This is a genomic window from Microbacterium sp. NPDC055521 (genome assembly GCF_053619695.1).
This window is the reverse complement of sequence record NZ_JBSHJX010000006.1, coordinates 26,777-50,453: the sequence shown is the minus strand read 5'-3', so window position 1 is coordinate 50,453 and position 23,677 is coordinate 26,777. Positions and strand designations below refer to the sequence as shown.

Genomic DNA, 23,677 nt, shown 5'->3' with positions numbered 1-23,677 from the left:
TCACACCTCGGGTTTCGGCGCGGGGGAGCGGGTCGCGGCGTTCTCGACCTGCATGCGCAGCGACGCCTCGACGGAGTCGTCGGTCGGCTCATCCGCCCCGTCGACCTCGCGGAGCACCAGCATCGATCCGGCTGCGAGCTGCACGGCCCCCGCAGCCGACAGCGGGTCCGCGTGGGTGAGCTCGCCGGCCGTGTCGACCACGGCTTCCCAGCTCGCGCCGTGCCTGGCATCCGGAAGCACGACGTCGACCGACTCGTCGCCGCTGTTGAAGTACACCAGGAAGTTCACGTCGTCGACGGGGCGGCCCTGACGGTCCTTCTCGCGGATGCCGCGGCCGTTGAGGAACATGCCGATCGACAGCCCGAAGCCCGACTCCCAGTCCTCGGGCTGCATCGTGCGCCCGTCCGGGCGCAGCCACTCGATGTCGGGCACCGAGCCGTCTTCGGTGCGCACGGGCTTGCCGTCGAAGAACCGACTGCGCCGGAAAGTCGGGTGCAGGGCGCGCAGCCGGGTGAGCGCCGCGGTGAACTCGACGAGCGGCAGATCCGCAGAGTCCCAGTCGATCCAGGTGATCTCGTTGTCCTGCGCGTAGCCGTTGTTGTTGCCGTTCTGGGTGCGCCCCAGTTCGTCGCCGTGCGAGATCATCGGCACGCCCTGCGACAGCAGCAGAGTGGCCAGCATGTTGCGCTGGCGCATCGCGCGGCGGCGGTTCACGTCGGGATCATCGGTGTGCCCCTCGACGCCCAGGTTGTCGGAGCGGTTGTGCGATTCGCCGTCGTTGTTGTCTTCGCCGTTGGCCTCATTGTGCTTCTCGGCGTAGCTCACCAGATCGCGCAGGGTGAAGCCGTCGTGGGCCGTGATGAAGTTGACGGATGCCACCGGGCGTCGCCCCGAGTGCTCGTAGAGATCGGCCGACCCGGTGAGGCGCGAGGCGAACTCGCCCAGCGCCTGCGGCTCGCCGCGCCAGAAGTCCCGCACCGTGTCGCGATACTTGCCGTTCCACTCCGACCACTGCGGCGGGAAGTTGCCCACCTGATAGCCGCCGGGCCCGATGTCCCACGGTTCGGCGATGAGCTTGACCTGCGAGACCACGGGATCCTGCTGCACGAGCTCGAAGAAGGTCGCCAGCCGGTCGACGTCGTAGAACTCCCGCGCGAGCGTCGAGGCGAGATCGAACCGGAATCCGTCGACGTGCATCTCGGTGACCCAGTACCGCAGCGAGTCCATGATCAGCTGCAGCGCGTGCGGGTTACCCACGTTGAGGCTGTTACCCGTGCCCGTGTAGTCGGTGTAGTACCGGCGGTCCTCCTCGAGGCGGTAGTACGCCTCGTTGTCGATGCCCCGCATCGACAGGGTGGGGCCGAGATGGTTTCCCTCGGCGGTGTGGTTGTAGACCACGTCGAGGATGACCTCGATGCCGGCGGCGTGCAGCGCGCGCACCATCGCCTTGAACTCCTGCACCTGCTGGCCGTGCTCGCCGCTTGACGAGTACGTGTTCTGCGGCGCGAAGAACGACAGGGTGTTGTAGCCCCAGTAGTTCGACAGCCCCTTGTCCTGCAGGGTGCTGTCGTTCACGAACTGGTGCACGGGCATGAGCTCGATCGCGGTCACGCCCAGGCGCGTCAGATGGTCGATGATGGCCGGGTGGGCGACGCCGGCGTAGGTTCCCCGCAGCTCTTCGGGCACGTCGGGATGCCGGATGCTGAGGCCCTTCACATGCGCCTCGTAGATGACCGTCTGCGCATAGGGCGTCTTCGGCAGCCGGTCGCCGCCCCATTCGAAGAACGGGTTGATCACGACGCTCTTCGGCGTGCTGGCCGCAGAGTCGTCCTCGTTGTGCGAGTCGGGGTCGCCGAAGTCGTACGAGAACGGCGCCTGCCCCCACTCGACCTGTCCGGCGACGGCTTTCGCGTACGGGTCGAGCAGCAGCTTGCTGGGGTTGAAGCGCTTGCCGTCGGCGGGTTCGTACGGGCCGTGCACGCGGTATCCGTACAGCTGCCCCGGCTGCACTGACGGCAGGTACCCGTGCCAGACGTACGCGTCGACCTCGACGAGATCGACGCGGATCTCTTCGCCGGCATCGTCGAACAGGCACAGCTCGACCCGTTCGGCGCACTCGCTGAACAGGGCGAAGTTCGTGCCCTGACCGTCGAAGGTCGCACCGAGCGGATGGGCGGATCCGGGCCACACGTCGACGGTCATGCCGCGAAAAGCCCGTGGCCGCGGGGGGCCGGCGAGTGCGGCGACGCTTCGCGCACCAGGCGCACGGCCTGCTCGAAGTCGAAGACCTGCGCCATCTCGATCGCCTTCGGGTAGGGGTGGCCCGAGTAGCAGATGAACAGGGGCGGGATCACCTCGACGTAGCCCACAGGGCCGTGGTCCAGCACCTCGTAGCGATCGATGTCGACGAGTTCGTACGCGGGCTCGACGGAAGCGGCCGGGGGCGGGGAGGTCGGCTCGGCCGACCGAGCTATCGCGTGTCCGGTGGGTGTGCGTGCGGCAGACATGAGGGCTCCTGTCTCGACTGCCTTCCGGCGATGCGCCTCGAGGTCACTGCTCTATGAGGAGAAGCTACGCGGATGGCGTGGGTGCGGCTACGGGGTTGTCACACGAGGAAGTTCGGGGTAGCACATACAGCGGGCACCTTCTAAAAGACGTGATGCTTGCTTTTAGAGCGCGGCGGGTGTCTGATGGAAGGAGGCACAGGAGGTCGAAATGACGATGGCAGCGATCCATGAACGGGACGAGCTCGCTGGGGCGCCGCAGGCACCCCAGCGCGTGCGGATCGAGGCTGCTCCGCAGCCCGTGGATCTCGTCGCCGCCGAGCGCGCGGCGCATCTGCTGCTCGCGGCGCTGGGGGTCGACCCAGACGCGATCGACACCCCCGACCTGGCACGTACGCCCCGGCGCTTCGCGGAGGCGTACGCCGAGCTGCTGTCGCCCCAGCCGTTCGACTTCACGACGTTCGCCAACTCCGAGGGCTACGACGAGCTCGTGCTCATCCGCGACATCCTGGTGCGCTCGGTGTGCGAGCACCACCTGCTGCCGTTCACGGGCATCGCCCATGTGGCCTACCTTCCGGGTGAGAGCGTGGTCGGGCTGTCGAAGATCCCCCGCATGGTCGACCACTACGCACGTCGGCCGCAGACGCAGGAACGCCTCACCGTGCAGATCGCCGACGCCCTCGCCGCGCGGCTGCAGCCGCGCGGCATCGGCGTCGTCGTGGAAGCCACCCACACCTGCATGACGCTGCGCGGCGCTCGCGCCGTCGGCTCGACCACCACCACGTCAGCCCTGCGAGGCACGCTGCGCGAAGACGCGCGCTCGCGGGCCGAGTTCTTCGCGCTGACTGCCGACCGCAGTCGATGAGAACCATCCACGCCGGAGGAAGGAAGACCATGAGCATCGCCATCGTCGGCGGCGGCCTCGCCGCCGCCACTGCAGCCACGGAGCTGCGAGAGCGCGGATACGACGGCGACGTCGTGATCTACTCGGGCGAAGACCATCTGCCCTACGAGCGTCCGCCGCTGTCGAAGGACGTGCTGCTCGGCAAGAAGGACATCGACTCCGCGATCGTGCACGACGAGGCCTGGTACAGCGCCAACCGTGTGCGTCTCGAACGCGGAGTCACCGTCACCTCGATCGACCCGTCGGCGCGCACCCTGTGCGCCGAGCCGACGGGTGGCGGCCTGAGCACAGAGCACGGCTACGACCGACTGCTGCTCGCCACCGGAGCCACCCCACGCCGCTTCGCCCTGGCCGACCGGGTGGCCGATCCCATCTACCTGCGCACCGTCGAAGACAACACGCGCCTGCGCGCGGCGCTGCGGCCCGGTGCGAAGGTCGTGATCGTCGGCGCCGGGTGGATCGGCTTGGAAGTGGCATCCGCCGCCCGGCAGAAGGATGCCGAGGTGACCGTCTACGAGACGGCTGCACTGCCCCTGGTCGCCGTGCTCGGGCCCGAGGTCGCGCGGCTGTTCGCCGACCTGCACCGCGCGCACGGCGTCGATCTGCGCCTCAGCACCGTCGTCGACGAGGCCGCCCTCGCCACCGCTGACGTGGCGGTGGTGGGCATCGGCGCGATCCCGTCGACGCAGCTCGCCGAGCAGGCCGGCCTCGACGTCGACAACGGCGTGCTCGTCGACGAGCGGCTGCGCACCTCCGACCCTGACATCTACGCCATCGGCGACGTCGCGAATCATCAGCATCCGGTGCTCGGGCGACGCATCCGCGTCGAGCACTGGGACACCGCGATCGAGCAGGCCAAGGTGGCCGCGCACAACCTGATGGGCGGCGACGAGCCTTATACGCACCTGCCGTACTTCTTCACCGATCAATACGATCTCGGCATGGAGTACTTCGGCAGCGTCGGGCCCGACGGCTGCGACCGCGTCGACTTCGAGGGCGACACCGACGTCGCGAACGGGGGCGCGTTCCGCGCCTACTGGGTGAAGGACGACACCGTGCTCGCTGCCATGCACGCGAACGACTGGGACTCCTCCGAGGCGGTGCGCGACAGCGTGGGCAGCGAGCGGTGATGCGCCGGTGACGGTTTCCCGAGCCGAGTCCGCGATGCGCCGCCGCATCGGCGCCCGCGAGTTCGACTTCGCGCGGCAGGTCGCAGTCATGGCCGTCGTCAACCGCACGCCGGACTCGTTTCACGATCGGGGAGCGACGTTCGTTCTCGACCGCGCGGTCGCGAGCGCGCTGCGCGCCGCCGACCTCGGCGCCGACTGGGTCGACATCGGCGGCGTGCCGTTCGGCCGCGGACCGGTGGTCAGCATTCGGGAGGAGATCGACCGCGTGGTACCGGTCGTCGAAGCGGTCGCCGCCGAGCGGCCCGAGCTGGTCATCTCGGTCGACACGAACCGCGCCGATGTCGCCGAGCGGGCGATCGCGGCCGGCGCCGCCGTGATCAACGACACCAGTGGCCTCGGCGACGCGCGCATGGCCGACGTCGTCGCGGCCGGTGAGGCTCACATCATCATCACGCACAGTATCGGCCCGCCGCGGACCGAGAAGCCGCCGGCCGCCTACCAAGACGTCGTGGCCGAGGTGCGTGGCTTCCTCGCCGAGCGCCTGCAGCGGGCCGAGGCCGCCGGCGTCGCGCGGGAGCGCCTGATCATCGACCCGGGCCACGACCTCGACAAGAACACGCTGCATTCACTCGAGCTCACCAGGCGACTCGACGAGATCGCGTCTCTCGGGGCGCCGCTGCTCGTCGCCGTGTCGAACAAGGACTTCGTCGGCGAGGCGATCGACCGGCCGCGGGGCGAGAGGCTGGCGGGCTCGCTCGCGGCGATGACCGCGTGCATTCTCGCCGGCGCCCGCATCGTCCGGATGCATGATGTGGCCGAGACCGTCGACTCGGTCCGCATGATCGAGATGATTCTCGGCTGGCGTGCTCCGGCCCGCCTCGAGCACAACATCCACCCCACCTGCAACGTCTGAGAAGGGCATCCCGAGCATGTACACCCCCATCGACCGCATCTGGCCCGACCCGGCGGCCGCTCTCGACGACGAGGCACTGCTCGAGGCGACCCGTTTCCCCGCCGAGGGCACCTGGATGCGGGCGAACTTCGTCTCAAGCCTCGATGGCGCGGCCACCCGCGACGGTGTCTCCGGTGGCCTCGGCGACGATGCCGACCGTCGCCTGTTCGCGCTGCTGCGCCGCGCCGCCGACGTTGTGCTCGTCGGCGCCGGCACCCTGCGCGATGAGGGGTATGACGGGCTGCGTGTCGACGACGCCTCGGTCGCCTGGCGCGGAGCGGCCGGGATGCCCCCGCATCCCACCCTCGCGATGATCAGCCGCAGCCTGTCCGTCGACCCCGAGTCGCCGCTGCTGGCCGACGCCCCAGTGCGGCCGATCGTCTACACCGTGGCATCCGCTCCCGCCGCGCGGCGGGATGCGCTGCAGTCGGTGGCCGACGTCGTGATGGTCGGCGAGACGGATGCCGATCCCCGACGCATCCGCGACGACCTGACCGCGCGAGGCCTGCGGCGCATCCACGCCGAGGGCGGCCCGCGCGTGTTCGCGGCGCTGCTCGCTGCGGGAGTCGTCGACGCCCTGCACCTCACGCTCGCGCCGACGCTGGAAGGGAGGGATGCCGGGCGCATCGTGCGCGGTGACGTGGCCGGTGACCTCCCGGTCAACGCACGCCTGGCGACGGTGCTGCGCGCCGGCGACGAGCTGCTGCTGCACTATTTGCTGGGTTGAGGGTTCGAGTCCGGCGGGAGCCCCGCTGAATCAGCTTCCGCCTCCGGCGCGAGCATGAGCAGGATCCGCTGCAGGTGCATCGCGCTCAGCACGCCGGGGCCGGCGATGGCATCGGTCTCGAGCGAACGCGTGTGCACCGCGCGCAGCAGAGCCTCGACAGCCGTCGTCGCGCGCGCACGCAGCTCCTCGGCATCCTCCTCGGTGCCCGCGAGCAGATCAGCGACCGCCTGGCACGCCTCGGCGAGGGGATCGACCAGCGCCGGATCGAGGGGGAAGCCCGACGGCCGATCATTGATCGTGTCGCTGAGGCATCCGGAGACATCCCGGATCTGGTGACCCACCTCGACCAGCATCTCGAGACGAGCGTGCTCTCTGCTCGTGTCGCCCCGGCCGCGCCAGGCTCGTGGATTCCCGCGACGACTCTCGTCGGCTTCGGCGACGGCATCGCGCAGCGACCGGCTCGTCTCCGCGAGCGCCCCGGCATCCCGCATCCATCCGTCGCGTTCCGGCGGCCAATCCTCGGTCAGCGCGGCCGCGATGTCGTCGAGATGTGCGGCCAGTCGCTGCTGGAAGGCATCGATCCGGGCCGCCGCCTCCGACACCAGGGGCGCCGGCGGGATGACGGCGTTCACCAGGAGGCCGACGACCACACCCACCGCGGTCTGGGTGACGTACCCGAAGGAGTAGTCCTCGGCATCCGCGCCTCCGATGATCAGCACGAACAGCGCCGCCATCGGGATGTACTCGCGGCCGGCGCCGAACCAGCCCGTTCCTGAGACGATCACCCCCACACCGACCACCGCGGCGATCGACCAGAGGCTCGGCCCGACGGTCATCAGCACCAGTGTCGCGAGCCCGATTCCCGCGCCCAGGCCGAGCAGGGTCTGCAGACCGGTCTTCGCCGACGACATCAGCGTCGGGTACATGCTGATCAGCGCGCCGAACGGGGCGTAGTACGGGTACTGATCCGCGCTCCCTGGCATGTGCGGGGCGATGCTCCACGCGATCCCGACGGCGAGCGCGGTCTTCGCGGCGAAGAGCAGGCGGGCGCGGCTGACCGCGCCGCGCGCCGCCGTTCCGATGCCTGCGCCTCGCAGGCGGATCGGTCTTCTCATTCGCACTCTTCTCGATCACTCCATGTGGGTTGCATCCTGTGCCGCGCCGGCGACCTTCTCGACGATGTTCGGCATGTCGGTCGTGCCGTACAGCCTGGCATCCGGACGCGTGTGCGGGGGCATCGGCGCGCGGGTGGTCGGGCCTTCGTGGTAGCTGAACTCGCCCTTGCCGTCGGGGGCGGGGCCGGATGCCCACCTGCCCTCCGACGCCGCCGGGCCGTCGCTGAAGTTCAGGTACTGATACGACACCTCGGTGTGCTCCTTCGACTGCGGGAAGTTGCTCGGTACCGGCAGCTTCTCCGCGCCCTCAGCCTTGAGCTCTGCGACAGCGGCCTCCCACTGGTTCTGGTGCATCGTGTCGCGGGCCAGCAGGAACGCGAGCATGTCCCGCACGCCGTGGTCGTCGGTCATGTGGTACAGCCGCGCGACCTGCAGGCGGCCCTGCATCTCGGCATTGGCGTTCGACGTGAAGTCGGCGAGCAGATTGCCGCTGGCGGTGACGTACGCGCCCGACCAGGGATTGCCGTTGCTGTCGACGGGACGGGCTCCGGCACCGGCGACGATCGCGTGCTGCACGTCCGTGCCGCCCACGATCGCAGCCACCGTCGGGTCGTCCTGTACCGCGTCTTCGGTGATCCCGAGCGGCGACTTCTCGAGAAGCTGCGCGATCATCACCGCGAGCATCTCGACGTGCCCCATCTCTTCGGCGCCGATGCCGAACACCAGGTCGCGGTACTTGCCTGGGATGTGCATGTTCCATGCCTGGAACTGGTACTGCATGGCCACCGTGATCTCGCCGTACTGACCGCCGAGGACCTCCTGCAGCTTTCGGGCGTACACCGCATCGGGGGCCTCCGGCGTCGCCGAGAACTGCAGCTCCTGCTTGTGGAAAAACATCGTGTCGTCCTTCGTCTCGTGGGCAATGAACGGCCCACGTAACGCCTCGTACTCGGATCCGGGGAGGGGCTTTCGCGAAGGGATAGCGCCTGCGACAATCGCGGTCGGACGACGGGGCGAAGCTACGGCGGCAGGGCTTTGAGGTCAAGCCCCCTGCCTCGCCCGCGTGACCGGGTCACACTGCCCGGATGGACCCCATCGGCGACCACCTCGACCGGCATCTCGACGAGCTGACGGAGAGGTTGGCCGAGTGGGTGACGATCCCGTCGATCGCCGGCGACACCGAGCACCGCGGGGATCTGCGGCGCTCGGCACACTGGCTCGCCGACGAGATGCGCGCGGCCGGGATCGAGGCATCCGTTCTGGAATCAGGCGAGTCCTGGGCCGTTCTCGGCGAGTTCGCCACCGACCCCGGCGCGCCGACGGCGCTGGTCTACAGCCATCACGATGTGCGGACGGTGAAACCCGAGGAGTGGGCCGAGGCCGAACCGTTCACCCCCGTGCGCCGAGACGGGCGGCTGTACGGCCGGGGAGCATCGGATGCCAAGGGGCAGGCGCTCGCGCACGTATGGGCGTTGCGCGCCCTGCGCGACCTCGAGGGAGGTTCGCCGATCAACGTTGTACTGCTCATCGAAGGCGAGGAGGAGATCGGCTCCCCGAACCTCGCGGCCCTGCTGGAGGCGCACGCCGAGCGGCTCGCCTGCGACGTGATCGTCTTCTCGGACACCGTGCAGTGGCGGGTGGACGCCCCAGCAGCGGTGACCTCGATGCGCGGCACCATCAACGCGACGCTGACCGTACGCGGACCCGACCGAGACGTGCACAGCGGGGTCGTGGCAGGCGCCACGGTCAATCCGGCCGCCACTCTCGCTCAGGCGCTCGCAGCCCTGCACGACGAGCAGGGCCGAGTGGCGGTGCCGGGGTTCTACGACGATGTGGCGGAGCTGACCGACCAGCGCCGTGCCGAGTTCGCTGCGCTGCCCTTCGATGAGCACGACTGGATCACTCGCACCGAGACGCGCACGATCAGCGGTGAAGACGACTTCACAGTGCTGGAGCGACTCTGGGCTCGGCCGTCGATCGAGGTGATGTCGCTGCTCGCCGGAGATCCGCTGGGGCTGCCCCGCTCGGTCATCCCGCGAGAGGCGACGGCCAGCCTGAGCATCCGTACGGCCGCCGGTCAGCGCATCCCCGCCGTCGCCGAGCAGCTGCGTGGCTTCTTCGCCTCGGTGCTGCCTGCCGACGCCGAGTACGAGCTCTCGATCGGCGAGGCACTCGGGCAGGAGCCGTACGAGACGCCGCGCGGGCCTCTCCTCGGCGCGCTGGAGCGCGCGCTCGAGCGCGGTTACGACATCCCGCTGCGCGGACGGATGGGCAACGCGGGTGGCGGGCCCGCCGACCTGCTCACGCGCACCTTCGACGCCCCCATCGTCTTCCTCGGCACCGGGCTTCCCGAAGACCACTGGCACTCCAGCGACGAGAGCGTCGACCTGCGGATGCTGCAGCGGGGCGCCGCGTCGATCGCGCATCTCTGGCATGAGCTGGCCGAGGTTCTCCGGCAACGCCGCTGAGTGCGGTCGCCCGGCCGCGCCGGCCCCGTCGCGGGCCTGTGCTGGCCGTCGGCGGCCCGGGATAGGGTCGGGCTCATGAGCGCGGACAGCGAGACGGGGTGGCTTCGACGCAGGCATCCGGTCGCCGCGGTGAGCCGGAATGACGACGCCCCAGAGCCGGGCGAGCGGTGGCCGACGAGCATCCCGGCGGTCGCCCAGCTGCTGCGCGACGGGATCCGCCTCTCACCGGGCGTGACGTTCCTCGTCGGCGAGAACGGCAGCGGCAAGTCGACGATCGTGGAAGGGATCGCGCTGGCATACGGGCTGTCCCCGGAGGGCGGGTCGCGCAATGCCCGTCACAGCACCCGGCCCACCGAATCGCCGCTGTCGGACTGGCTGCGGATCGAACGCGGCATCGGTGCGAGTCAGTGGGGGTTCTTCCTGCGAGCCGAGACGATGCATTCGTTCTACACGTACCTCGAGCAGAACCCGTCCTCGAGTCCAGAGGCCTCGTTTCATGAGATGAGCCATGGCGAGTCGTTCCTCGCCCTTCTCGACACCCGGTTCGATTCGCCCGCCTTCTACTGCCTCGACGAGCCCGAGGCCGCCCTGTCGTTCGCCTCGACCCTCACCCTGATCTCGGTGCTGCGGCGCATCGCCGACGATGGCGGACAGGTGCTCTGCGCCACCCACTCACCGGTGCTCGCCTCGCTGCCCGGTGCGACGATCCTCGAGGTCGGCGAATGGGGCCTGCGCAAGACGACCTGGGACGAGCTGGAGCTGGTGCGGCATTGGCGGTCGTTCCTCGGCGATCCGGATCGCTACCTGCGGCACCTGCTCGACTGAGAGCTCAGGCGGGCTGCTGCGAGAAGGCGCGAGTCAGCTTGTGCGGGTTGCAGACCTGGCGGATGCCGCGGATCATCCCGGTCCGATCGAACTCGAGTGTCAGCACGTCGACGCGTCCGCTGTGGCTCAGGGCCAGGGCGAACTCGCCGTTCACCTCGATCGGGCTGATCGAGAACGGGAGATCGGGATCGTATGCCTGTGCCTTCTCACGCACGCCGAGATAGAAGCGGTGCACCTTCTCTGCTCCGAAGATCGGATTGCGCGTCGCCGCCACCACTCCGCCGCCGTCGGTCCACAGGATGCTCTCGTCGGTCAGCAGGGAGAGCAGCGTGTCGAGGTCGCCGTCCTGCACGGCGGTCAGCAGTCTGCTGAGGGCCTCCGGATCCGCGGGATGCGGTGCAGCGGAGTGCTCGTCGATCTGCAGCCGCCGCTCGGCGCGTGAGATCAGCTGCCGCACCGCCGCCGGCGACTTCTCGATGACCTCGCCGATCTCGACCGCGGTCATCCCGTACGCGCGGTGCAGCACGACGGCGGCGCGCGCCTCGGGCGAGAGCTGCTCGGCGAGGTGCAGCAGAGTCAGCGACAGCAGCTCGCGATCGGCCACCGCATCCTCCGGAAGCCGATCGGTGGACACCGGCTCCGGCAGCCAGTGCCCGGCGTACTCCTCGCGCACGGCGACCAGCGAACGCACCCGGTCGATCGACCGGCGCACGCACGTGGTCGTCAGCCATGCCGGCCAGGAGCGCACCGCTGCGGCATCCGCCCGCTCTGCCTTCAGAGCTTCGATCGCGACCTCCGACACGACGTCCTCGGCGTGGCCGAAGTCGCCCAGCATCCGGTACGCGATCCCGATCAGCCGGCCCCGCTCGGCGTCCCAGGCCAGGGCGGCGGACGTGGCGACGGTCATGTCGCTCACGCTACCGCCCGGGGTGCATCGACGGCCGTCGTGCTCGGCGACTGCCGTCGTGCTCACACGACCGGGTGCTTGTCATCGACCGGCGGTGCGATCTCGGTGGCGATCGCGATGCGGTTCCACACGTTGATCGTGCAGATCGCCATCACGATCGCACCGAGCTGCGCGTCGTCGAAGTGCTCGGCTGCGGCATCCCAGATCTCGTCGGTCACCGTGTCGGGGCCGAGCTTCGTGATCGCGTCGGTCAGCGCGAGAGCGGCGAGCTCCTTCGGCTCGAAGAGGTTGCGCGCGTGCTGCCATGCGCCGACGGCGTGCATCGTGCGCTGCGGGATGCCGTGCTTCGCGCCGGCGGTCGCGTGCATGTCGACGCAGAAGCCGCAGCCGTTCAAGATCGAGGCGCGCAGCTTGATGAGCTCGTACAGGCGCTTCTCCACAGCCCTGCTCGAGTACGCCTCCATCCCGATCACGGCGGCGTAGCCGAGCTTGTTCGTGCGAGCCATGTCGATCCTGGTCATGATGGTCCTCTCTGCCTGGCATCCGATCGATGCCGTCATGTGTGTGTCGTGCGGGGTGCTCGATGTGTGACAGGTGTCATCCGGCCTCGTCGTCGCGGCGATCCTGCGAGAATGGAGGCCCGACGACCCGAGGAGCCCTCGTGCTGTACATCTCCACCCGCGGCGGCATGCAGCCGCAGCCGTTCAGTGAGACGCTGCTCGAGGGGCTCGCGCCCGATGGCGGGCTGGCCGTGCCGCAGGAGCTGCCGCAGGTCGGCAGCGAGACGCTGGAGCGCTGGCGGGCCCTCACCTACCCGCGGCTCGCCACCGAGGTGCTCTCGCTGTTCGCCACCGACATCCCCCGCGAAGACCTCGCGCGGATGACGGCTGCGGCATACGCCGACTTCCCGGATGCCGTGGTGCCGCTGCGCTCGATCGGCGGCGGGCTCACGCTCGTCGGGCTCTCGGAGGGGCCGACGCTGGCGTTCAAGGACATGGCGATGCAGTTCCTCGGCCAGGTGCTCGAGTACGTCCTCGAGAAGAAGGACCGCGTGCTGAACATCGTCGGTGCGACCTCGGGCGACACCGGATCGGCTGCAGAGCACGCGCTGCGCGGCAAGGAGCGCGTGTCGGTGTTCATGCTCTCGCCGCAGGGGCGGATGAGCTCGTTCCAGCGCGCGCAGATGTACTCGCTGCACGACGAGAACGTGCACAACATCGCCGTCGACGGGGTCTTCGACGACTGCCAGAACCTCGTCAAGAAGCTCGCCGGTGACCTCGAGTTCAAGCGCGCGCAGAATCTCGGCGCGGTCAACTCGATCAACCTCGGCCGCATCGCCGCGCAGGTCGTCTACTACTTCTGGGCGTGGCTGCGGGTGACGGATGCCGTCGAGCCCGAGTTCCGTGAGGGTTTCGAGGTCTCGTTCACCGTGCCGTCGGGCAACTTCGGCAACATCCTCTCGGGCTTCTTCGCCAAGGGCATGGGTGTGCCGATCCGCCGTCTGGTGCTGGCCGCGAACGAGAACAACGTGCTCGACGAGTTCTTCCGCACCGGTGTCTACCGCCCCCGCTCGGCCGCCGACACGCACGCCACGTCGAGCCCGTCGATGGACATCTCGAAGGCATCGAACCTCGAGCGCTTCATCTTCGACCTGGTCGATCGCGACCCTGCTCGAGCGGTCGCGGCGTGGGACGCGCTCGACGCCGTCGGCGCCATCGACTTCTCGGCCGAGCAGCCTCGCTTCGAGAGCGAGTTCGGCATCGTCAGCGGCACGTCGACCCACGCCGACCGCCTCGCCACGATCCGCTCGGTGTACGACGAGACCGGCGAGATCATCGACCCGCACACCGCGGACGGCGTGAAGGTCGCCCGCGAGCACGTCGAAGCCGAGGTGCCGATGCTCGTGCTGGAGACGGCGAAGCCTGAGAAATTCGCCGAGACGATCACCGAGGCGATCGGCGTCGAACTGGAGTTCTCACCGGAGCTGCGCGAGATGATGGCCGCTCCGCAGCGCGTGACCGAGATGGCCGACGACGAGCAGGCGCTGCGCGCCTTCGTCGCGGAGCACGCGCTGCGCTGACCTCCGGGGTCCTGCGCGCGCTGTCAGCCGCGCGGCTGCGCGGCCGCGTGGTCGAGCGGCTGCTCGCGGGGGTGCAGCAGCCCCGAGAGGGCGCCCAGTGCGGCGCCCGCGAGAGTGTCGATCACCCGCTCCAGGGCGACCGACATGTCGCCGGTGCTTCCGGTCGCCGCGCCGAGAAGAAGCAGCACCAGCGGCGTGATGAGCATGAGTGCCAGCGCGTAGTGACGCACGACCACCAGCTCGATCGTGAACTGCAGCACTCCCAGCAGTGCCGCCAGCCACAGGCCGCTCGGATGCAGCAGCGCGAGCAGGGCGTACACTCCGGCGCCCGCGATCGTGCCCAGCATCCGGTGCGTCGCGCGCTGCAGCGCCGCCCGCCTGCTCGAGGCGATGCCGATCACGGCGACCGCGGCGCCGACGATCCAGTAGGCCCGCGCGGGGTCGAGGAAGAGGCTCACGATCACGCCGGTCACGCTCACGAGCACGACGCGCAGCACCAGCATCCGGGCATCCGCATCCCATGACGGGCCGTGGAAGAGCTGTCGCAGTGGACGAGCGGGGCGGGCGCGGACCCTCGCCAGCACCAGCGGCGACACCGCGATCAGGTACGAGAACGCGCATCCGGCGGCGATCGCGACGATGTAGCCGGCGGGCGTGATCGGAGCGGATCGCATCACTGTGGCCGACAGCCCGAACACGAGCACGAAGAACAGCGGGCCGGGTGGACCCAGCCGGTACCCGAAGGCGAGGGCCGCGCTCACGATCGCGACCAGGACGATGCCGATGCTGACCAGCAGGGGGGTGTGTGCGGCTGCGACGCCGAGCGCCGCGCAGATGATGAGACCGCCGCCCACGAACGGCAGCATCATCGCCCGCTCGACGACCGGCAGAGATCCGGCGAACAGCACGGTGAACGCTCCGGATGCGGCGATGTAGCCGAGCATGGGCTGGCCGAGCATCGTCATCACCGCGACCGGTACCGCGATGCCCAGAGCCGCCTGCAGCCCGAGCTGCCAGCGCGGGCCGCGGGAGGGACCGAAGGCGAACAGGCTCACCCGACCATTCTCCCAGCGAGCGGGCGCGTGCCCGCTGAATGCCGACGGCACGACGGCTGCGGTCGGCGATCACGCCGGCCAGGCCGCGCAGTGCATCGCGACGTTGCGCGGCGCACTCGCAGCAGCGGTCGCCGATCTGACCGATGTGATCAGCACACGTGTGCTCGTCGCCTCGACGCGCCAGGCCGTCACGGTGCTCGGGTGCGACGATCAGCTCGTCGAGATCGAAGCCGTCGCAGCGCTCGTCGACTGATTCACGACCCGGTGTCGATCGAGAGCATCCAGGCGACGCCGAACCGGTCGACGAGCATGCCGAAATCGCCGCCCCACGGCGCGGCACCGAGCGGCGCTGTCGCGGTGCCGCCGTCGAGCAGCCCGTCCCAGATCGCGCGCAGCCGGTCGACCTCGGTGCCGCTGATCGAGATGGCGACGCCCTGCGGTTCCTGGTACTCCATGTGCGCCGGAGTGTCGGAGGCCATCAGGATCAGGCCGTCGTCGGTGGTGAGCTGACCGTGCAGGACGAGTTCGCGCTCGCTCGAGTCTTGAGGCAGTTCCGGCATCGAGCCGAACGTCATGATCTGCAGCTCGCCGCCGAGCACATGCTGGTAGCGCTCAAGAGCCTCGCGTGCGTTGTCGCGGAACGAGAGGTACGGGTTGAGGATGGGCATGATTCCTCTTTTCGCAGGCGGATGTCGGACGTGGTGGCGTCGATAAGTATTCGCCGCGTCGCCGGCCTGCGCAATGGCTGTTGCCTGCCGCCAACGCGGCACACGAATCACAGTGGTTCGCGTGAAATGGAGGAGCGATGTCAGGCATCCCTCCTGCATTTCGTGAGACCTCCTGCGTTTCGCGAGGCGCTCAGGCCGAGCGCCGGTCGAGAACCCGGAGGATCTGCGGCCATGCTCGTTCGCCGAGCTCTGCGTCCGCCTTCGGCGTGCCTCCGCGAGCCATCCGCATTCCACCGGTGGCCGGCTGCTCGCCGGGCAGAAGCAGCCGGTGCCCGGCATCCGGATGCGAGACCAGCGTGCTACGGAGCCCTGCTTTCTCTCTCGCCGAGATGATCTGCTGCGCGAAGCAGGCGGATGGCCAGACCTGATCGTCTCCGCCCGCGACCAGCAGCACGTCACCCGTGATCTTCTCGACGGGGATGCGGGCTGCCGCCGCTTTCTTGGGGAAGCGCTGCATGCTCGAGGAGTAGAGGCTGCGGAACGCGGGCGGATCGGCATCCGGAGCCCAGTCGTGATCGAAGGATGTGTATGGCAGCGGATCACCGGCGAGTGTCCAGTGCGACGACCAGGCGCCGTCGTGTGCACCTGCCCACACGATCGAGGTCGGAGCTACAGCGATCACCGCGTCGACCGAGCAGAGGGTCGCCGTCACCAGCGCCGCTTCTGCGCCGAAGGACGTTCCGAATGCGATCACGCGGTCGCAGTCTCGGCGGAGAACGCCTATCTGCTCGATAAACAGCTCGATCGGCACCTCATGGGGGGTGGGCCGCTGATCCTCGCCGCCGAACCATCGCACCGCTCGCACTCGAGCGCCGTGCGTCGCGAGCAGCATCGCTCGGCCGCTCTCGAGTCGTCCACTGGAGCCGGCGAGCAGCAGCACCCCCGTGCCGTTCGACTCAGCCGGGTGCGCGTCGAAGAGATCGGCTTCGGCGAGCACGGGCTGCACGCGAGAAGTCGGATCAGGCATGCGTTCAGTCTGTCGCACGCGTTCCCACCCCGGCGGGTGCTCGAGACTTGCGTTCCAGCACGAGCCTCAGGTTCAGGGCATCCGTCTGGTGCTGGAAACCAAGTCTCGCCGGAACGCACTAAGGCGAGAGCGGCAAAGCGTCAGTGTGGAGCGTGGTACTCCGCCTCGTCGCGCTTCCAGTAGCCCTTCACGATCGCCTTCGACACGTCGACGTCCCAGCGAGCCAGCAGCGCGCGGCCGGGTCTGACGATCTGCTGCTCGGCGGCGATGAAGACGAAGGGGTCGGCGCCCACGGCATCAGTCTCGTCGAGACCGTTGAGGAAGGCGATCAGCGACGACCCGGCCGGCGCGTCTCCGCGGTGCAGCCACTCGACGGCGACCGGCGCGTCGATGTCGACCTGGTCGGCCGGCGAGACCACCTCGACCACGATCCGCGCCGGCGCACCTGCGGGAATCATCGCCGCGAACCGACGGATCGCCGGGATCGCGGTCTCGTCGCCGACCAGCATCCACGAGCCGGGCGTGCCGGTCAGCACCGCAGAGCCGCGCGGCCCGCCGACGCCCACGAACGAGCCGAGCGGAGCGGATGCCGCCCACGGTGCGCCCACACCCTCGCCGCCGTGCACGGCGAACTCGACGTCGAGCCAGTCCTCGCCCCATGCGAGCGGGGTGTACTCGCGGCTCGGCGAGGCGCGCAGCTCGTCGACCGATTCGGTGGCCGAGGCAGCGAAGAACAGGCGCATGTGGTCGTCCGCGCCCAGCGATTCGAAGCCGGCGAGCTCCGCGCCGGTCAGCCGCACGCGCACGTAGCTCGGCGCGAGCCATTCCCGCTCGGCCAGGGCGGCGGCGCGGAAGCGCAGATCGATTCCCTGCCGTTCGATCGAGAAACCTGATTTCACTTCGCTCATAAAGTAAGGCTAACCTAAGTCGCGGCGAGATCGCACTCGCCGCCGCGCGGCTCGCGCACCATCCCCGCAGAACAGGAGACTCTCCATGTCCATGCCCCGAATCCTCGGCGGAACCGCACTCGGTCTCGTCAGCGTCCTCGCGCTCGCCGGCTGCGCCGCGGGCCCCGCTGCCGAAGCCGAAGAGGCCGCGCCCACCAGCGCCACCGTCACCATCGAGGACAACAACGGCACGCACAAGATCTCCACCCCGCCGAAGTCTGTCGTGGCCACCGACAACCGCACCTTCCAGACCCTCAGCGACTGGGGCGTCGAGCTCAGCGCCGGAGCCGTCGCCCTCATGCCCACGACCGTCGACTACAAGGCCGACGACAGCATCATCGACCTGGGCAACCACAACGAGCCCGACCTCGAGTCGATCGTCGCCGTCGAGCCCGACCTCATCATCAACGGTCAGCGCTTCACCCAGCACCACGACAAGATCGCGAACCTCGTGCCGGACGCCACCATCCTCGAGCTCGACCCTCGCGAAGGCGAGCCGTTCGACGACGAGCTCAAGCGGCAGGTGACCGTGCTCGGCGAGATCTTCGGCAAGCAGAAGGAGGCGAAGAAGCTCGTCGACGATTTCGACGCCGCCGTCGCCCGCGTGAAGGACGCGTACGACGACGCCGACTCGGTCATGGCGGTCACCACGTCGGGCGGCGAGATCGGCTACATCGCACCCACGGCCGGCCGCACGCTCGGTCCGATCTTCGACATCCTCGGCCTCACCCCTGCGCTCGAGATCGAGGGCGCCACCGACGACCACCAGGGCGACGACATCTCGGTCGAGGCCATCGCGAAGTCCAACCCCGACTGGATCCTCGTCATGGACCGTGACGCCGTGTTCGCCGACCGCGAGCCCGGCTACGTGCAGGCCGCCGAGATCCTCGAGAACTCCGAGGCGCTGACATCCGTCACCGCCGTCAAGGACGACCAGATCGTCTACATGCCCACCGACACGTACCTCAACGAGGGCATCCAGACGTACACGACCTTCCTCAACGACTTCGCCGACGCGCTCGAGAAGTCCGCGAAGTGACACCCGCGCGGTGGCATCCGACCGACTCCGGATGCCACCGCGCACCCGCACCATGACACGCACCATTCCTCTGTCTGCACCTGCTCCCGCTACCGCCGGGCGCGGGAGCGCGGCGACCCGCGGGCGTCTCTTCGACGGCAAGCTGCTGATCGGCATCCTCGTCGTCGCAGCCCTGCTGGTCGCCTCGCTGTTCACCGGCGTCTACGACATCTCGGGCGGCCCTGACGGCGTCGAGATGTTCCAGATCACGCGCATCCCCCGCACCATCGCGCTCGTGCTCGCGGGAGCATCCATGGCGATGGCCGGACTCGTCATGCAGCTGCTCACGCAGAACCGCTTCGTCGAGCCGACCACGACCGGCACCACCGAGTGGGCGGGACTCGGCCTGCTCACGGTCATGGTGCTCGTGCCGCACCCATCGCTGCCGCTGCGCATGGCGGGGGCCGTCGTCGCCGCGTTCATCGGCACGATGATCTTCTTCCTCTTCCTCAAGAGGGTGTCGCTGCGCTCGTCGCTCATCGTGCCGATCGTGGGCATCATGCTCGGCGCAGTCGTCGGCGCCGTGTCGACGTACCTCGCACTCGCCACCAACACGCTGCAGAGCCTGGGCGTCTGGTTCGCCGGCAGCTTCACCTCGGTGCTGCGAGGCCAGTACGAGATGCTGTGGATCGTCGCCGTGGTCGGCGTGATCGTGTTCATCGTCGCCGATCGCCTGACCGTCGCCGGCCTCGGCGAGGAGATCGCCACCAACGTCGGGCTCGACTATGACCGCATCATGCTGCTCGGCACCGCGCTCATCGCCGTCGTCACCGGGATCGTGACCGTGGTCGTCGGCAATCTGCCGTTCCTCGGACTGATCGTGCCCAACATCGTCTCGATGCTGCGCGGCGACGACCTGCGCAGCAACCTGCCGTGGGTGTGCCTGCTCGGCATCGGGATCGTCACGCTCTGCGACTTGATCGGCCGCATCATCGTGATGCCGTTCGAAGTGCCGGTCTCGCTCATTCTCGGCATCGTCGGCGCGATCGTGTTCGTGCTCCTCCTACTCAGGCAGCGTCGTCGTGCTTAGGCGGGTAGACGCGCTCAGGCGGCCGGACGAGGTGCAGCCGCCGCCGGTGCGCGCCGCCGCGGGATGGTTCGCGGATGCCCGTGCCAGGCGCCGCTACCTGATCGTGCTCACCATCCTGATCGTCCTCTCGGCCGGGTTCGGCATCGGTCTGCTTGCCTGGGACAACCCGATGCCGTTCGGAACAGTCGGCTTCTGGCGCATCGCTCAGCTGCGCTTCACCAACGTGCTCGTGATGATCATCGTCGCCGTCTGCCAGGCTGTCGCGACCGTGAGCTTCCAGACGGTCGCGACGAACCGGATCGTCACCCCGTCGATCCTCGGATTCGAATCCCTGTACCGTGCCGTGCAGACCTCGTCGGTCTACCTGTTCGGCATCGCCGGCCTCGTCGCGATGCAGGGGCTGCTGCAGTTCGGCATCCAGATCGCCGTCATGGTGGCCCTCGCGATGCTGCTCTACGGCTGGCTGCTCACCGGCCGCTACGCGAACCTGCAGATCATGCTGCTGATCGGCATCGTGATCGGCGGGGGTCTCGGAGCGATCGCCACGTTCATGCAGCGCCTGCTCACGCCCAGCGAATTCGACGTGCTCGCCGCCAGGCTGTTCGGCAACATCTCGAACGCCGACGCCTCGTACCTTCCGGTGGCGGTGCCGCTGTGCGTGGTGGCATCCGCTCTGCTGTGGATGCGCGCCCGCCGGCTCAACGTGATGGCGCTCGGCGCCGACACGGCGAACGCGCTCGGCGTGAACCACCGGCGCGAGCTGATGGTCACGCTTTTCCTGGTCGCCATGCTGATGGCGACGTCGACAGCGCTGGTCGGGCCGATGACCTTCCTCGGGTTCCTCGTCGCGACGCTGGCCTACCAGTTCGCGGGGTCCGACGATCACCGTCTGGTGTTCCCTGTGGCCGTGCTGACCGCCTTCACGATCCTGTCGGGCGCGTACTTCGTGATGCGCAACGTCTTCTACGCGCAGGGCGTCGTCTCGATCATCATCGAGCTGGTCGGCGGGGTCGTCTTCCTCATCGTCATCCTCAAGAAAGGCCGCCTGTGATCACCATCGAGAAGGTTCGTCGCGAGTACGCGACCGATGTCGCGATCGGGCCGGTCGACCTCGTCATCCCCGAAGGGGGGATCACGGCGCTGATCGGACCGAACGGCGCCGGCAAGTCCACGCTGCTCACGATGGTCGGCCGACTGATGGGGATGGATGCCGGTGCGATCGCGATCGCGGGACTCGACGTCGCCTCGACCAAATCGGCCGATCTTGCGAAGGTCGTCTCGATCCTGCGTCAGGAGAACCACTTCGTCACCCGGCTGACGGTGCGCCAGCTGGTCGGCTTCGGACGCTTCCCGCACTCGAAGGGCCGGTTGACCAGAGCGGATGAGGATGTGATCAGCCGCGCGATCGACTTCCTCGACCTCGGGAAGCTCGAGCACCGCTACCTCGACGAGCTGTCCGGAGGTCAGCGGCAGCGGGCATACGTCGCGATGGTGCTCGCGCAGGATACCGATGTCGTGCTGCTCGACGAGCCGCTGAACAACCTCGACATGAAGCACGCGGTCACGATGATGGCGCAGCTGCGCCGCGCGGCCGACGAGCTGGGCCGCACGATCGTCATCGTGCTGCACGACATCAACTTCGCCGGCCACTACGCCGACCGCATCTGCGCCATGAAGGACGGCCGGGTCGTCGAGTTCGGCACTCCCGCCGAGATCATGACCGACGAGGTGCTCACGCGCGTGTTCGAGACGCCGGTGCAGGTGATCGACGGCCCGCAGGGTCCCCTCGCCGTGTACTACTGACCCGCCCTGGTCACCGCGGGACGACAGGTGCCGCAGTCGCTGCCAGTGAGGCGGCGAGGGTACGGCCCGAGTCAGCGGTCGCGGTGGTCCTCGGGGGCGAGGCGGGCGCCGCGGCGCGGCTCGCGAGACCCGGATGCCCAGATCAGGCGGATGATGCGCTGCCGGTGCCCGCTCCACGGAGCGAGCAGCTCGAGCATCCCGACGTCATCAGTGCGGTGACCGGTGAGCGCGAACCCGACCTCGTGAGCAAGGTGGTAATCGCCCACGCTCACGGCGTCGGGGTCGCCCAGTGCCCGGATGCGCGTCTCGGCGGAGGTCCACACGCCCACGCCGTGAAGGCTCGTCAGCACGCGATCCCGGTCGGCTCCGTCGACGGCGGCGAGAGCTGCACGCTCGACGCTCGCGCCGCGGCGCGCCGCGGCGACGATGGTGCGCGACTGCGGGGGCTCCACGGCCGCCCGGTGCCATTGCCATGACGGGATGCCGCGCCACACCTCGTGGGAGGGGGAGGCGAACATGGGACGGGGCACAGGGCCCGGGGCGCGCTCGCCGAACCGGCTCACGAGATACCGCCAGGCGCCGAACGCCTGCATGCCGGTGACCTTCTGCTCGATGATCGCGCACGCGAGGGCGTCGAAGACGCGGTCGGTGCGAGCCATCCGGATGCCGGGATGCCGCCGCGCGACGTCTTCGAGCCGTGGGTGGTCGATGACGAACCCGGCATCATCGTCTTCGGCGCCGCACAGCCGAGGCACCGCGTCGAGCGCCTCTTCGGTGCCAGGCCCCCAGGCCGAGGCGTGGATCCCGTCGGACCCCTGCCGAAGGCACAGCGTCGCGATCCCGGCATCCGTCCGGAAGGTCATCCAGATCCGCCCGCCGTCGATGACCATCGTGGGATCGCCGCCGCCGCGTCGCAGCATCCCCACCGTGCGGCCGAGGTCAAGCGGATGCGGCGGACGATAGACGGACTCGCGCGCCGGCGCGGGAGCGGCGGCATCCGTCATCAGGGTCATGCAGGCACTTTACGCGCCGTCCCTGACATCGGCCCCGGGAGGGAGCGCCGGAGGAGAAGCGTCAGAAGCGGTCGGGCGACGGGGTGCCGTGGCCGTAGCGGATCGACACGTCGGCGTGGCGGTCGAAGCGGTAGCCTACGCCTCGCACGGTGCGCACGATGTCCTCATGGCGCCCGAGCTTGGCGCGCAGGCGACGCACGTGCACGTCGATGGTGCGCTCGCCGGGGGCCTCCTCGTCGGACGACGCCTGCCACAGAGCCGAGACGAGCTCGCTGCGCTCGATCGTGCGGCCCTCGCGCAGCACCAGGTACTGCAGCAGCTCGAACTCCTTGTAGGTGAACGAGGCGGATTCGCCGTCGAGCAGCACGCGCTTGCGGGAGATGTCGACGACGACGCCCGACTCCTCGTCCTTCTCCTCCTCGACCGCGGCGTTGGCCCGGGCGATGGCGCCGGGCTCGTGCAGGGCGAGGCGCACCACGTCGAGGTCGCGGCCGCCGGCCGACTGCGGCGCGAGGGCGACGGTGGCGTGCGTCTCGGCGCTCGGAGCGAGTTCGGCGAGCGTGCGGCGCAGCGCGTCGACGAGCACGGGCAGGCTGACCCCCGACGCGGCGGCCTTGATCTCGTCGATGCCGACGTAGAGCGCGAAGCCGCGGGGCGAGCGGACGGAGGGGAGGTCGGCGGCGGCGTCTGCCGCCGAGATGGCGCGGACGGGAGCGGTGACGGGACGGTCGAGAAGAGCGGTGGTCGACATGATGATGGATCCTTGCGTGAGCCGAGGAACTCGGAGAGCGTTGCACGAATGACCGGGCGGAGCCGGTGGGGTGATGAGCGCGAAGGGTGGGCGCTCAGAGACTCGTCCTCAGATCGAGGAGAATTCAGCGAGTCAGGCTGGGTGGTTGCGCCTTAGCAACACATTCGGCAACACATGCCAACGCGACCGGGCATCATCATCCCGGCAGTCCCGTTCGCCTCCTGGGCGGACAGAGGGCTTGCGTTGGTGGTCATGGGGGCGATTATTTCCCACCGTGACCTGCCATGTCAAAACGTGACGATCCCGCGCGCGAAACACGACGTAACGTTGCAGAGATGAACTCAACCGCCGATGCCGCTGATTTCGTGTTCCGCGATGACCAGGATGCCGCGCGCTGGACCCTCGCCCGCGACGGCGAACTGCTGAGCGTGCTCGACTACCGCGATGACGGCGCCACCGTCGCGATGACGCGCGCCTACACGATCCCGGCGCATCGCGGGCACGGGTACGCCGCCCGTGTGGTGGCGGGCGCCGTCGCCGAGATCGAGGCTCGCGGCGACCGCCGCATCGACCCGGTGTGCTGGTACGTCGCCGACTGGTTCGACGCGCATCCCGACAGGCGGCATCTGCTGCGCCGCCGCTGAGGCGGTCCGGGCAGTGCGCCGGAGCGCGGCACGCCTCGGACACGATGTC

Annotated in this window: 25 protein-coding genes; 13 read left to right on the top strand and 12 right to left on the bottom strand. The window is 69.1% G+C overall.

Annotation, left to right across the window (positions count from 1 at the left end):
* Together glgX and ACWGSM_RS07875 are read right to left on the bottom strand one after the other, a co-directional pair.
* A complete protein-coding gene (gene glgX / locus ACWGSM_RS07880; protein WP_452322375.1) occupies positions 1-2,202 on the bottom strand; it encodes a glycogen debranching protein GlgX in 2,202 nt (733 codons plus the stop codon).
* Positions 2,199-2,507, bottom strand: coding sequence for a hypothetical protein (locus tag ACWGSM_RS07875; protein WP_452322374.1), 309 nt, complete (start codon positions 2,505-2,507; stop codon positions 2,199-2,201). Before ACWGSM_RS07875 ends, glgX begins: the two co-directional genes overlap by 4 nt.
* 208 nt (positions 2,508-2,715) lie before the next feature.
* On the opposite strand from ACWGSM_RS07875, the gene folE reads away from it, so the two are divergent.
* The 4 genes from folE to ACWGSM_RS07855 are packed head-to-tail and all read left to right on the top strand — an operon-like array spanning position 2,716 to position 6,217.
* Positions 2,716-3,369, top strand: a complete 654-nt coding sequence (gene folE / locus ACWGSM_RS07870) for a GTP cyclohydrolase I (RefSeq protein WP_452322373.1) — start codon at positions 2,716-2,718, stop codon at positions 3,367-3,369.
* A 29-nt stretch (positions 3,370-3,398) separates the two neighbouring features.
* Entirely contained in the window at positions 3,399-4,538 is a 1,140-nt protein-coding gene (locus ACWGSM_RS07865) for an NAD(P)/FAD-dependent oxidoreductase (protein WP_452322372.1), read from the top strand.
* Between the two features lie 34 nt (positions 4,539-4,572).
* Positions 4,573-5,451: a dihydropteroate synthase gene (gene folP, locus ACWGSM_RS07860; RefSeq protein WP_452322479.1), complete on the top strand. Its 879-nt coding sequence runs from the start codon at positions 4,573-4,575 to the stop codon at positions 5,449-5,451.
* Positions 5,452-5,467: 16 nt separating this feature from the next.
* Positions 5,468-6,217, top strand: coding sequence for a dihydrofolate reductase family protein (locus tag ACWGSM_RS07855; RefSeq protein ID WP_452322371.1), 750 nt, complete (start codon positions 5,468-5,470; stop codon positions 6,215-6,217).
* On the opposite strand, the gene ACWGSM_RS07850 is transcribed toward ACWGSM_RS07855, so the two are convergent.
* Together ACWGSM_RS07850 and ACWGSM_RS07845 are read right to left on the bottom strand one after the other, a co-directional pair.
* On the bottom strand, positions 6,202-7,332 hold the full coding sequence (locus tag ACWGSM_RS07850) for an FUSC family protein (RefSeq protein WP_452322370.1): 1,131 nt from the start codon (positions 7,330-7,332) through the stop codon (positions 6,202-6,204). The two genes, ACWGSM_RS07855 and ACWGSM_RS07850, sit on opposite strands and share 16 nt — an antisense overlap.
* 15 nt (positions 7,333-7,347) lie before the next feature.
* Positions 7,348-8,229 (bottom strand): manganese catalase family protein, encoded by an 882-nt coding sequence (locus ACWGSM_RS07845; RefSeq protein WP_452322369.1) that lies wholly within the window; start codon positions 8,227-8,229, stop codon positions 7,348-7,350.
* A 188-nt stretch (positions 8,230-8,417) separates the two neighbouring features.
* On the opposite strand from ACWGSM_RS07845, the gene ACWGSM_RS07840 reads away from it, so the two are divergent.
* Positions 8,418-9,800, top strand: a complete 1,383-nt coding sequence (locus ACWGSM_RS07840; RefSeq protein WP_452322368.1) for a M20/M25/M40 family metallo-hydrolase — start codon at positions 8,418-8,420, stop codon at positions 9,798-9,800.
* 75 nt (positions 9,801-9,875) lie between these two features.
* Positions 9,876-10,625, top strand: a complete 750-nt coding sequence (locus ACWGSM_RS07835; RefSeq protein WP_452322367.1) for an AAA family ATPase — start codon at positions 9,876-9,878, stop codon at positions 10,623-10,625.
* Positions 10,626-10,629: 4 nt separating this feature from the next.
* Here the strand turns inward: ACWGSM_RS07835 and ACWGSM_RS07830 are convergent, their stop codons facing one another.
* Positions 10,630-11,532: a sigma-70 family RNA polymerase sigma factor gene (locus ACWGSM_RS07830; protein ID WP_452322366.1), complete on the bottom strand. Its 903-nt coding sequence runs from the start codon at positions 11,530-11,532 to the stop codon at positions 10,630-10,632.
* A 62-nt stretch (positions 11,533-11,594) separates the two neighbouring features.
* On the bottom strand, positions 11,595-12,053 hold the full coding sequence (locus tag ACWGSM_RS07825) for a carboxymuconolactone decarboxylase family protein (RefSeq protein WP_452322365.1): 459 nt from the start codon (positions 12,051-12,053) through the stop codon (positions 11,595-11,597).
* A 140-nt stretch (positions 12,054-12,193) separates the two neighbouring features.
* Between ACWGSM_RS07825 and thrC the strand changes: the two genes are divergently transcribed.
* Positions 12,194-13,612 (top strand): threonine synthase, encoded by a 1,419-nt coding sequence (gene thrC / locus ACWGSM_RS07820; RefSeq protein ID WP_452322364.1) that lies wholly within the window; start codon positions 12,194-12,196, stop codon positions 13,610-13,612.
* 23 nt (positions 13,613-13,635) lie between these two features.
* Here the strand turns inward: thrC and ACWGSM_RS07815 are convergent, their stop codons facing one another.
* Complete coding sequence (locus ACWGSM_RS07815; RefSeq protein WP_452322363.1) at positions 13,636-14,667, bottom strand: FUSC family protein; 1,032 nt, start codon at positions 14,665-14,667, stop codon at positions 13,636-13,638.
* On the opposite strand from ACWGSM_RS07815, the gene ACWGSM_RS07810 reads away from it, so the two are divergent.
* Positions 14,597-14,920 carry a RidA family protein gene (locus ACWGSM_RS07810; RefSeq protein ID WP_452322362.1) on the top strand — a complete coding sequence of 108 codons (324 nt, stop codon included), beginning with the start codon at positions 14,597-14,599 and terminating at the stop codon, positions 14,918-14,920. The two genes, ACWGSM_RS07815 and ACWGSM_RS07810, sit on opposite strands and share 71 nt — an antisense overlap.
* 1 nt (position 14,921) lies before the next feature.
* Here ACWGSM_RS07810 and ACWGSM_RS07805 read toward each other — a convergent pair whose 3' ends face one another.
* The 3 genes from ACWGSM_RS07805 to ACWGSM_RS07795 all read right to left on the bottom strand — a co-directional run bounded on the left by ACWGSM_RS07805 (position 14,922) and on the right by ACWGSM_RS07795 (position 17,270).
* Entirely contained in the window at positions 14,922-15,335 is a 414-nt protein-coding gene (locus tag ACWGSM_RS07805; protein WP_452322361.1) for a VOC family protein, read from the bottom strand.
* A 190-nt stretch (positions 15,336-15,525) separates the two neighbouring features.
* On the bottom strand, positions 15,526-16,362 hold the full coding sequence (locus ACWGSM_RS07800; RefSeq protein ID WP_452322360.1) for an alpha/beta fold hydrolase: 837 nt from the start codon (positions 16,360-16,362) through the stop codon (positions 15,526-15,528).
* A gap of 140 nt (positions 16,363-16,502) precedes the next feature.
* Positions 16,503-17,270, bottom strand: coding sequence for a siderophore-interacting protein (locus tag ACWGSM_RS07795; protein ID WP_452322359.1), 768 nt, complete (start codon positions 17,268-17,270; stop codon positions 16,503-16,505).
* Between the two features lie 85 nt (positions 17,271-17,355).
* Between ACWGSM_RS07795 and ACWGSM_RS07790 the strand changes: the two genes are divergently transcribed.
* The 4 genes from ACWGSM_RS07790 to ACWGSM_RS07775 are packed head-to-tail and all read left to right on the top strand — an operon-like array spanning position 17,356 to position 21,220.
* Positions 17,356-18,348: a siderophore ABC transporter substrate-binding protein gene (locus ACWGSM_RS07790; RefSeq protein WP_452322358.1), complete on the top strand. Its 993-nt coding sequence runs from the start codon at positions 17,356-17,358 to the stop codon at positions 18,346-18,348.
* Positions 18,349-18,379: 31 nt separating this feature from the next.
* Positions 18,380-19,417, top strand: coding sequence for an ABC transporter permease (locus ACWGSM_RS07785; protein ID WP_452322357.1), 1,038 nt, complete (start codon positions 18,380-18,382; stop codon positions 19,415-19,417).
* Complete coding sequence (locus ACWGSM_RS07780; protein WP_452322356.1) at positions 19,410-20,468, top strand: iron chelate uptake ABC transporter family permease subunit; 1,059 nt, start codon at positions 19,410-19,412, stop codon at positions 20,466-20,468. Before ACWGSM_RS07785 ends, ACWGSM_RS07780 begins: the two co-directional genes overlap by 8 nt.
* Entirely contained in the window at positions 20,465-21,220 is a 756-nt protein-coding gene (locus ACWGSM_RS07775; RefSeq protein WP_452322355.1) for an iron ABC transporter ATP-binding protein, read from the top strand. The genes ACWGSM_RS07780 and ACWGSM_RS07775 overlap by 4 nt, the downstream gene beginning before the upstream one ends.
* 71 nt (positions 21,221-21,291) lie before the next feature.
* On the opposite strand, the gene ACWGSM_RS07770 is transcribed toward ACWGSM_RS07775, so the two are convergent.
* Complete coding sequence (locus ACWGSM_RS07770) at positions 21,292-22,233, bottom strand: DNA-3-methyladenine glycosylase family protein (RefSeq protein WP_452322354.1); 942 nt, start codon at positions 22,231-22,233, stop codon at positions 21,292-21,294.
* Positions 22,234-22,294: 61 nt separating this feature from the next.
* Positions 22,295-22,984 carry a winged helix-turn-helix domain-containing protein gene (locus ACWGSM_RS07765; RefSeq protein WP_452322353.1) on the bottom strand — a complete coding sequence of 230 codons (690 nt, stop codon included), beginning with the start codon at positions 22,982-22,984 and terminating at the stop codon, positions 22,295-22,297.
* A gap of 335 nt (positions 22,985-23,319) precedes the next feature.
* On the opposite strand from ACWGSM_RS07765, the gene ACWGSM_RS07760 reads away from it, so the two are divergent.
* Entirely contained in the window at positions 23,320-23,628 is a 309-nt protein-coding gene (locus ACWGSM_RS07760; protein ID WP_452322352.1) for a GNAT family N-acetyltransferase, read from the top strand.
* The last annotated feature ends 49 nt before the right edge of the window (positions 23,629-23,677 follow it).

Coding starts and splice junctions, on each gene's coding strand:
- ACWGSM_RS07785 (WP_452322357.1), top strand. CDS start 18,380: ATGCCACCGCGCACCCGCACCATGACACGCACCATTCCTCTGTCTGCA.
- ACWGSM_RS07795 (WP_452322359.1), bottom strand. CDS start 17,270: ATGAGCGAAGTGAAATCAGGTTTCTCGATCGAACGGCAGGGAATCGAT.
- ACWGSM_RS07805 (WP_452322361.1), bottom strand. CDS start 15,335: ATGCCCATCCTCAACCCGTACCTCTCGTTCCGCGACAACGCACGCGAG.
- ACWGSM_RS07800 (WP_452322360.1), bottom strand. CDS start 16,362: ATGCCTGATCCGACTTCTCGCGTGCAGCCCGTGCTCGCCGAAGCCGAT.
- ACWGSM_RS07875 (WP_452322374.1), bottom strand. CDS start 2,507: ATGTCTGCCGCACGCACACCCACCGGACACGCGATAGCTCGGTCGGCC.
- ACWGSM_RS07865 (WP_452322372.1), top strand. CDS start 3,399: ATGAGCATCGCCATCGTCGGCGGCGGCCTCGCCGCCGCCACTGCAGCC.
- folE (WP_452322373.1), top strand. CDS start 2,716: ATGACGATGGCAGCGATCCATGAACGGGACGAGCTCGCTGGGGCGCCG.
- ACWGSM_RS07850 (WP_452322370.1), bottom strand. CDS start 7,332: ATGAGAAGACCGATCCGCCTGCGAGGCGCAGGCATCGGAACGGCGGCG.
- ACWGSM_RS07825 (WP_452322365.1), bottom strand. CDS start 12,053: ATGACCAGGATCGACATGGCTCGCACGAACAAGCTCGGCTACGCCGCC.
- ACWGSM_RS07845 (WP_452322369.1), bottom strand. CDS start 8,229: ATGTTTTTCCACAAGCAGGAGCTGCAGTTCTCGGCGACGCCGGAGGCC.
- ACWGSM_RS07790 (WP_452322358.1), top strand. CDS start 17,356: ATGTCCATGCCCCGAATCCTCGGCGGAACCGCACTCGGTCTCGTCAGC.
- ACWGSM_RS07810 (WP_452322362.1), top strand. CDS start 14,597: ATGCCCAGAGCCGCCTGCAGCCCGAGCTGCCAGCGCGGGCCGCGGGAG.
- glgX (WP_452322375.1), bottom strand. CDS start 2,202: ATGACCGTCGACGTGTGGCCCGGATCCGCCCATCCGCTCGGTGCGACC.
- ACWGSM_RS07765 (WP_452322353.1), bottom strand. CDS start 22,984: ATGTCGACCACCGCTCTTCTCGACCGTCCCGTCACCGCTCCCGTCCGC.
- ACWGSM_RS07840 (WP_452322368.1), top strand. CDS start 8,418: ATGGACCCCATCGGCGACCACCTCGACCGGCATCTCGACGAGCTGACG.
- ACWGSM_RS07835 (WP_452322367.1), top strand. CDS start 9,876: ATGAGCGCGGACAGCGAGACGGGGTGGCTTCGACGCAGGCATCCGGTC.
- ACWGSM_RS07855 (WP_452322371.1), top strand. CDS start 5,468: ATGTACACCCCCATCGACCGCATCTGGCCCGACCCGGCGGCCGCTCTC.
- ACWGSM_RS07770 (WP_452322354.1), bottom strand. CDS start 22,233: ATGACCCTGATGACGGATGCCGCCGCTCCCGCGCCGGCGCGCGAGTCC.
- ACWGSM_RS07760 (WP_452322352.1), top strand. CDS start 23,320: ATGAACTCAACCGCCGATGCCGCTGATTTCGTGTTCCGCGATGACCAG.
- ACWGSM_RS07830 (WP_452322366.1), bottom strand. CDS start 11,532: ATGACCGTCGCCACGTCCGCCGCCCTGGCCTGGGACGCCGAGCGGGGC.
- folP (WP_452322479.1), top strand. CDS start 4,573: ATGCGCCGCCGCATCGGCGCCCGCGAGTTCGACTTCGCGCGGCAGGTC.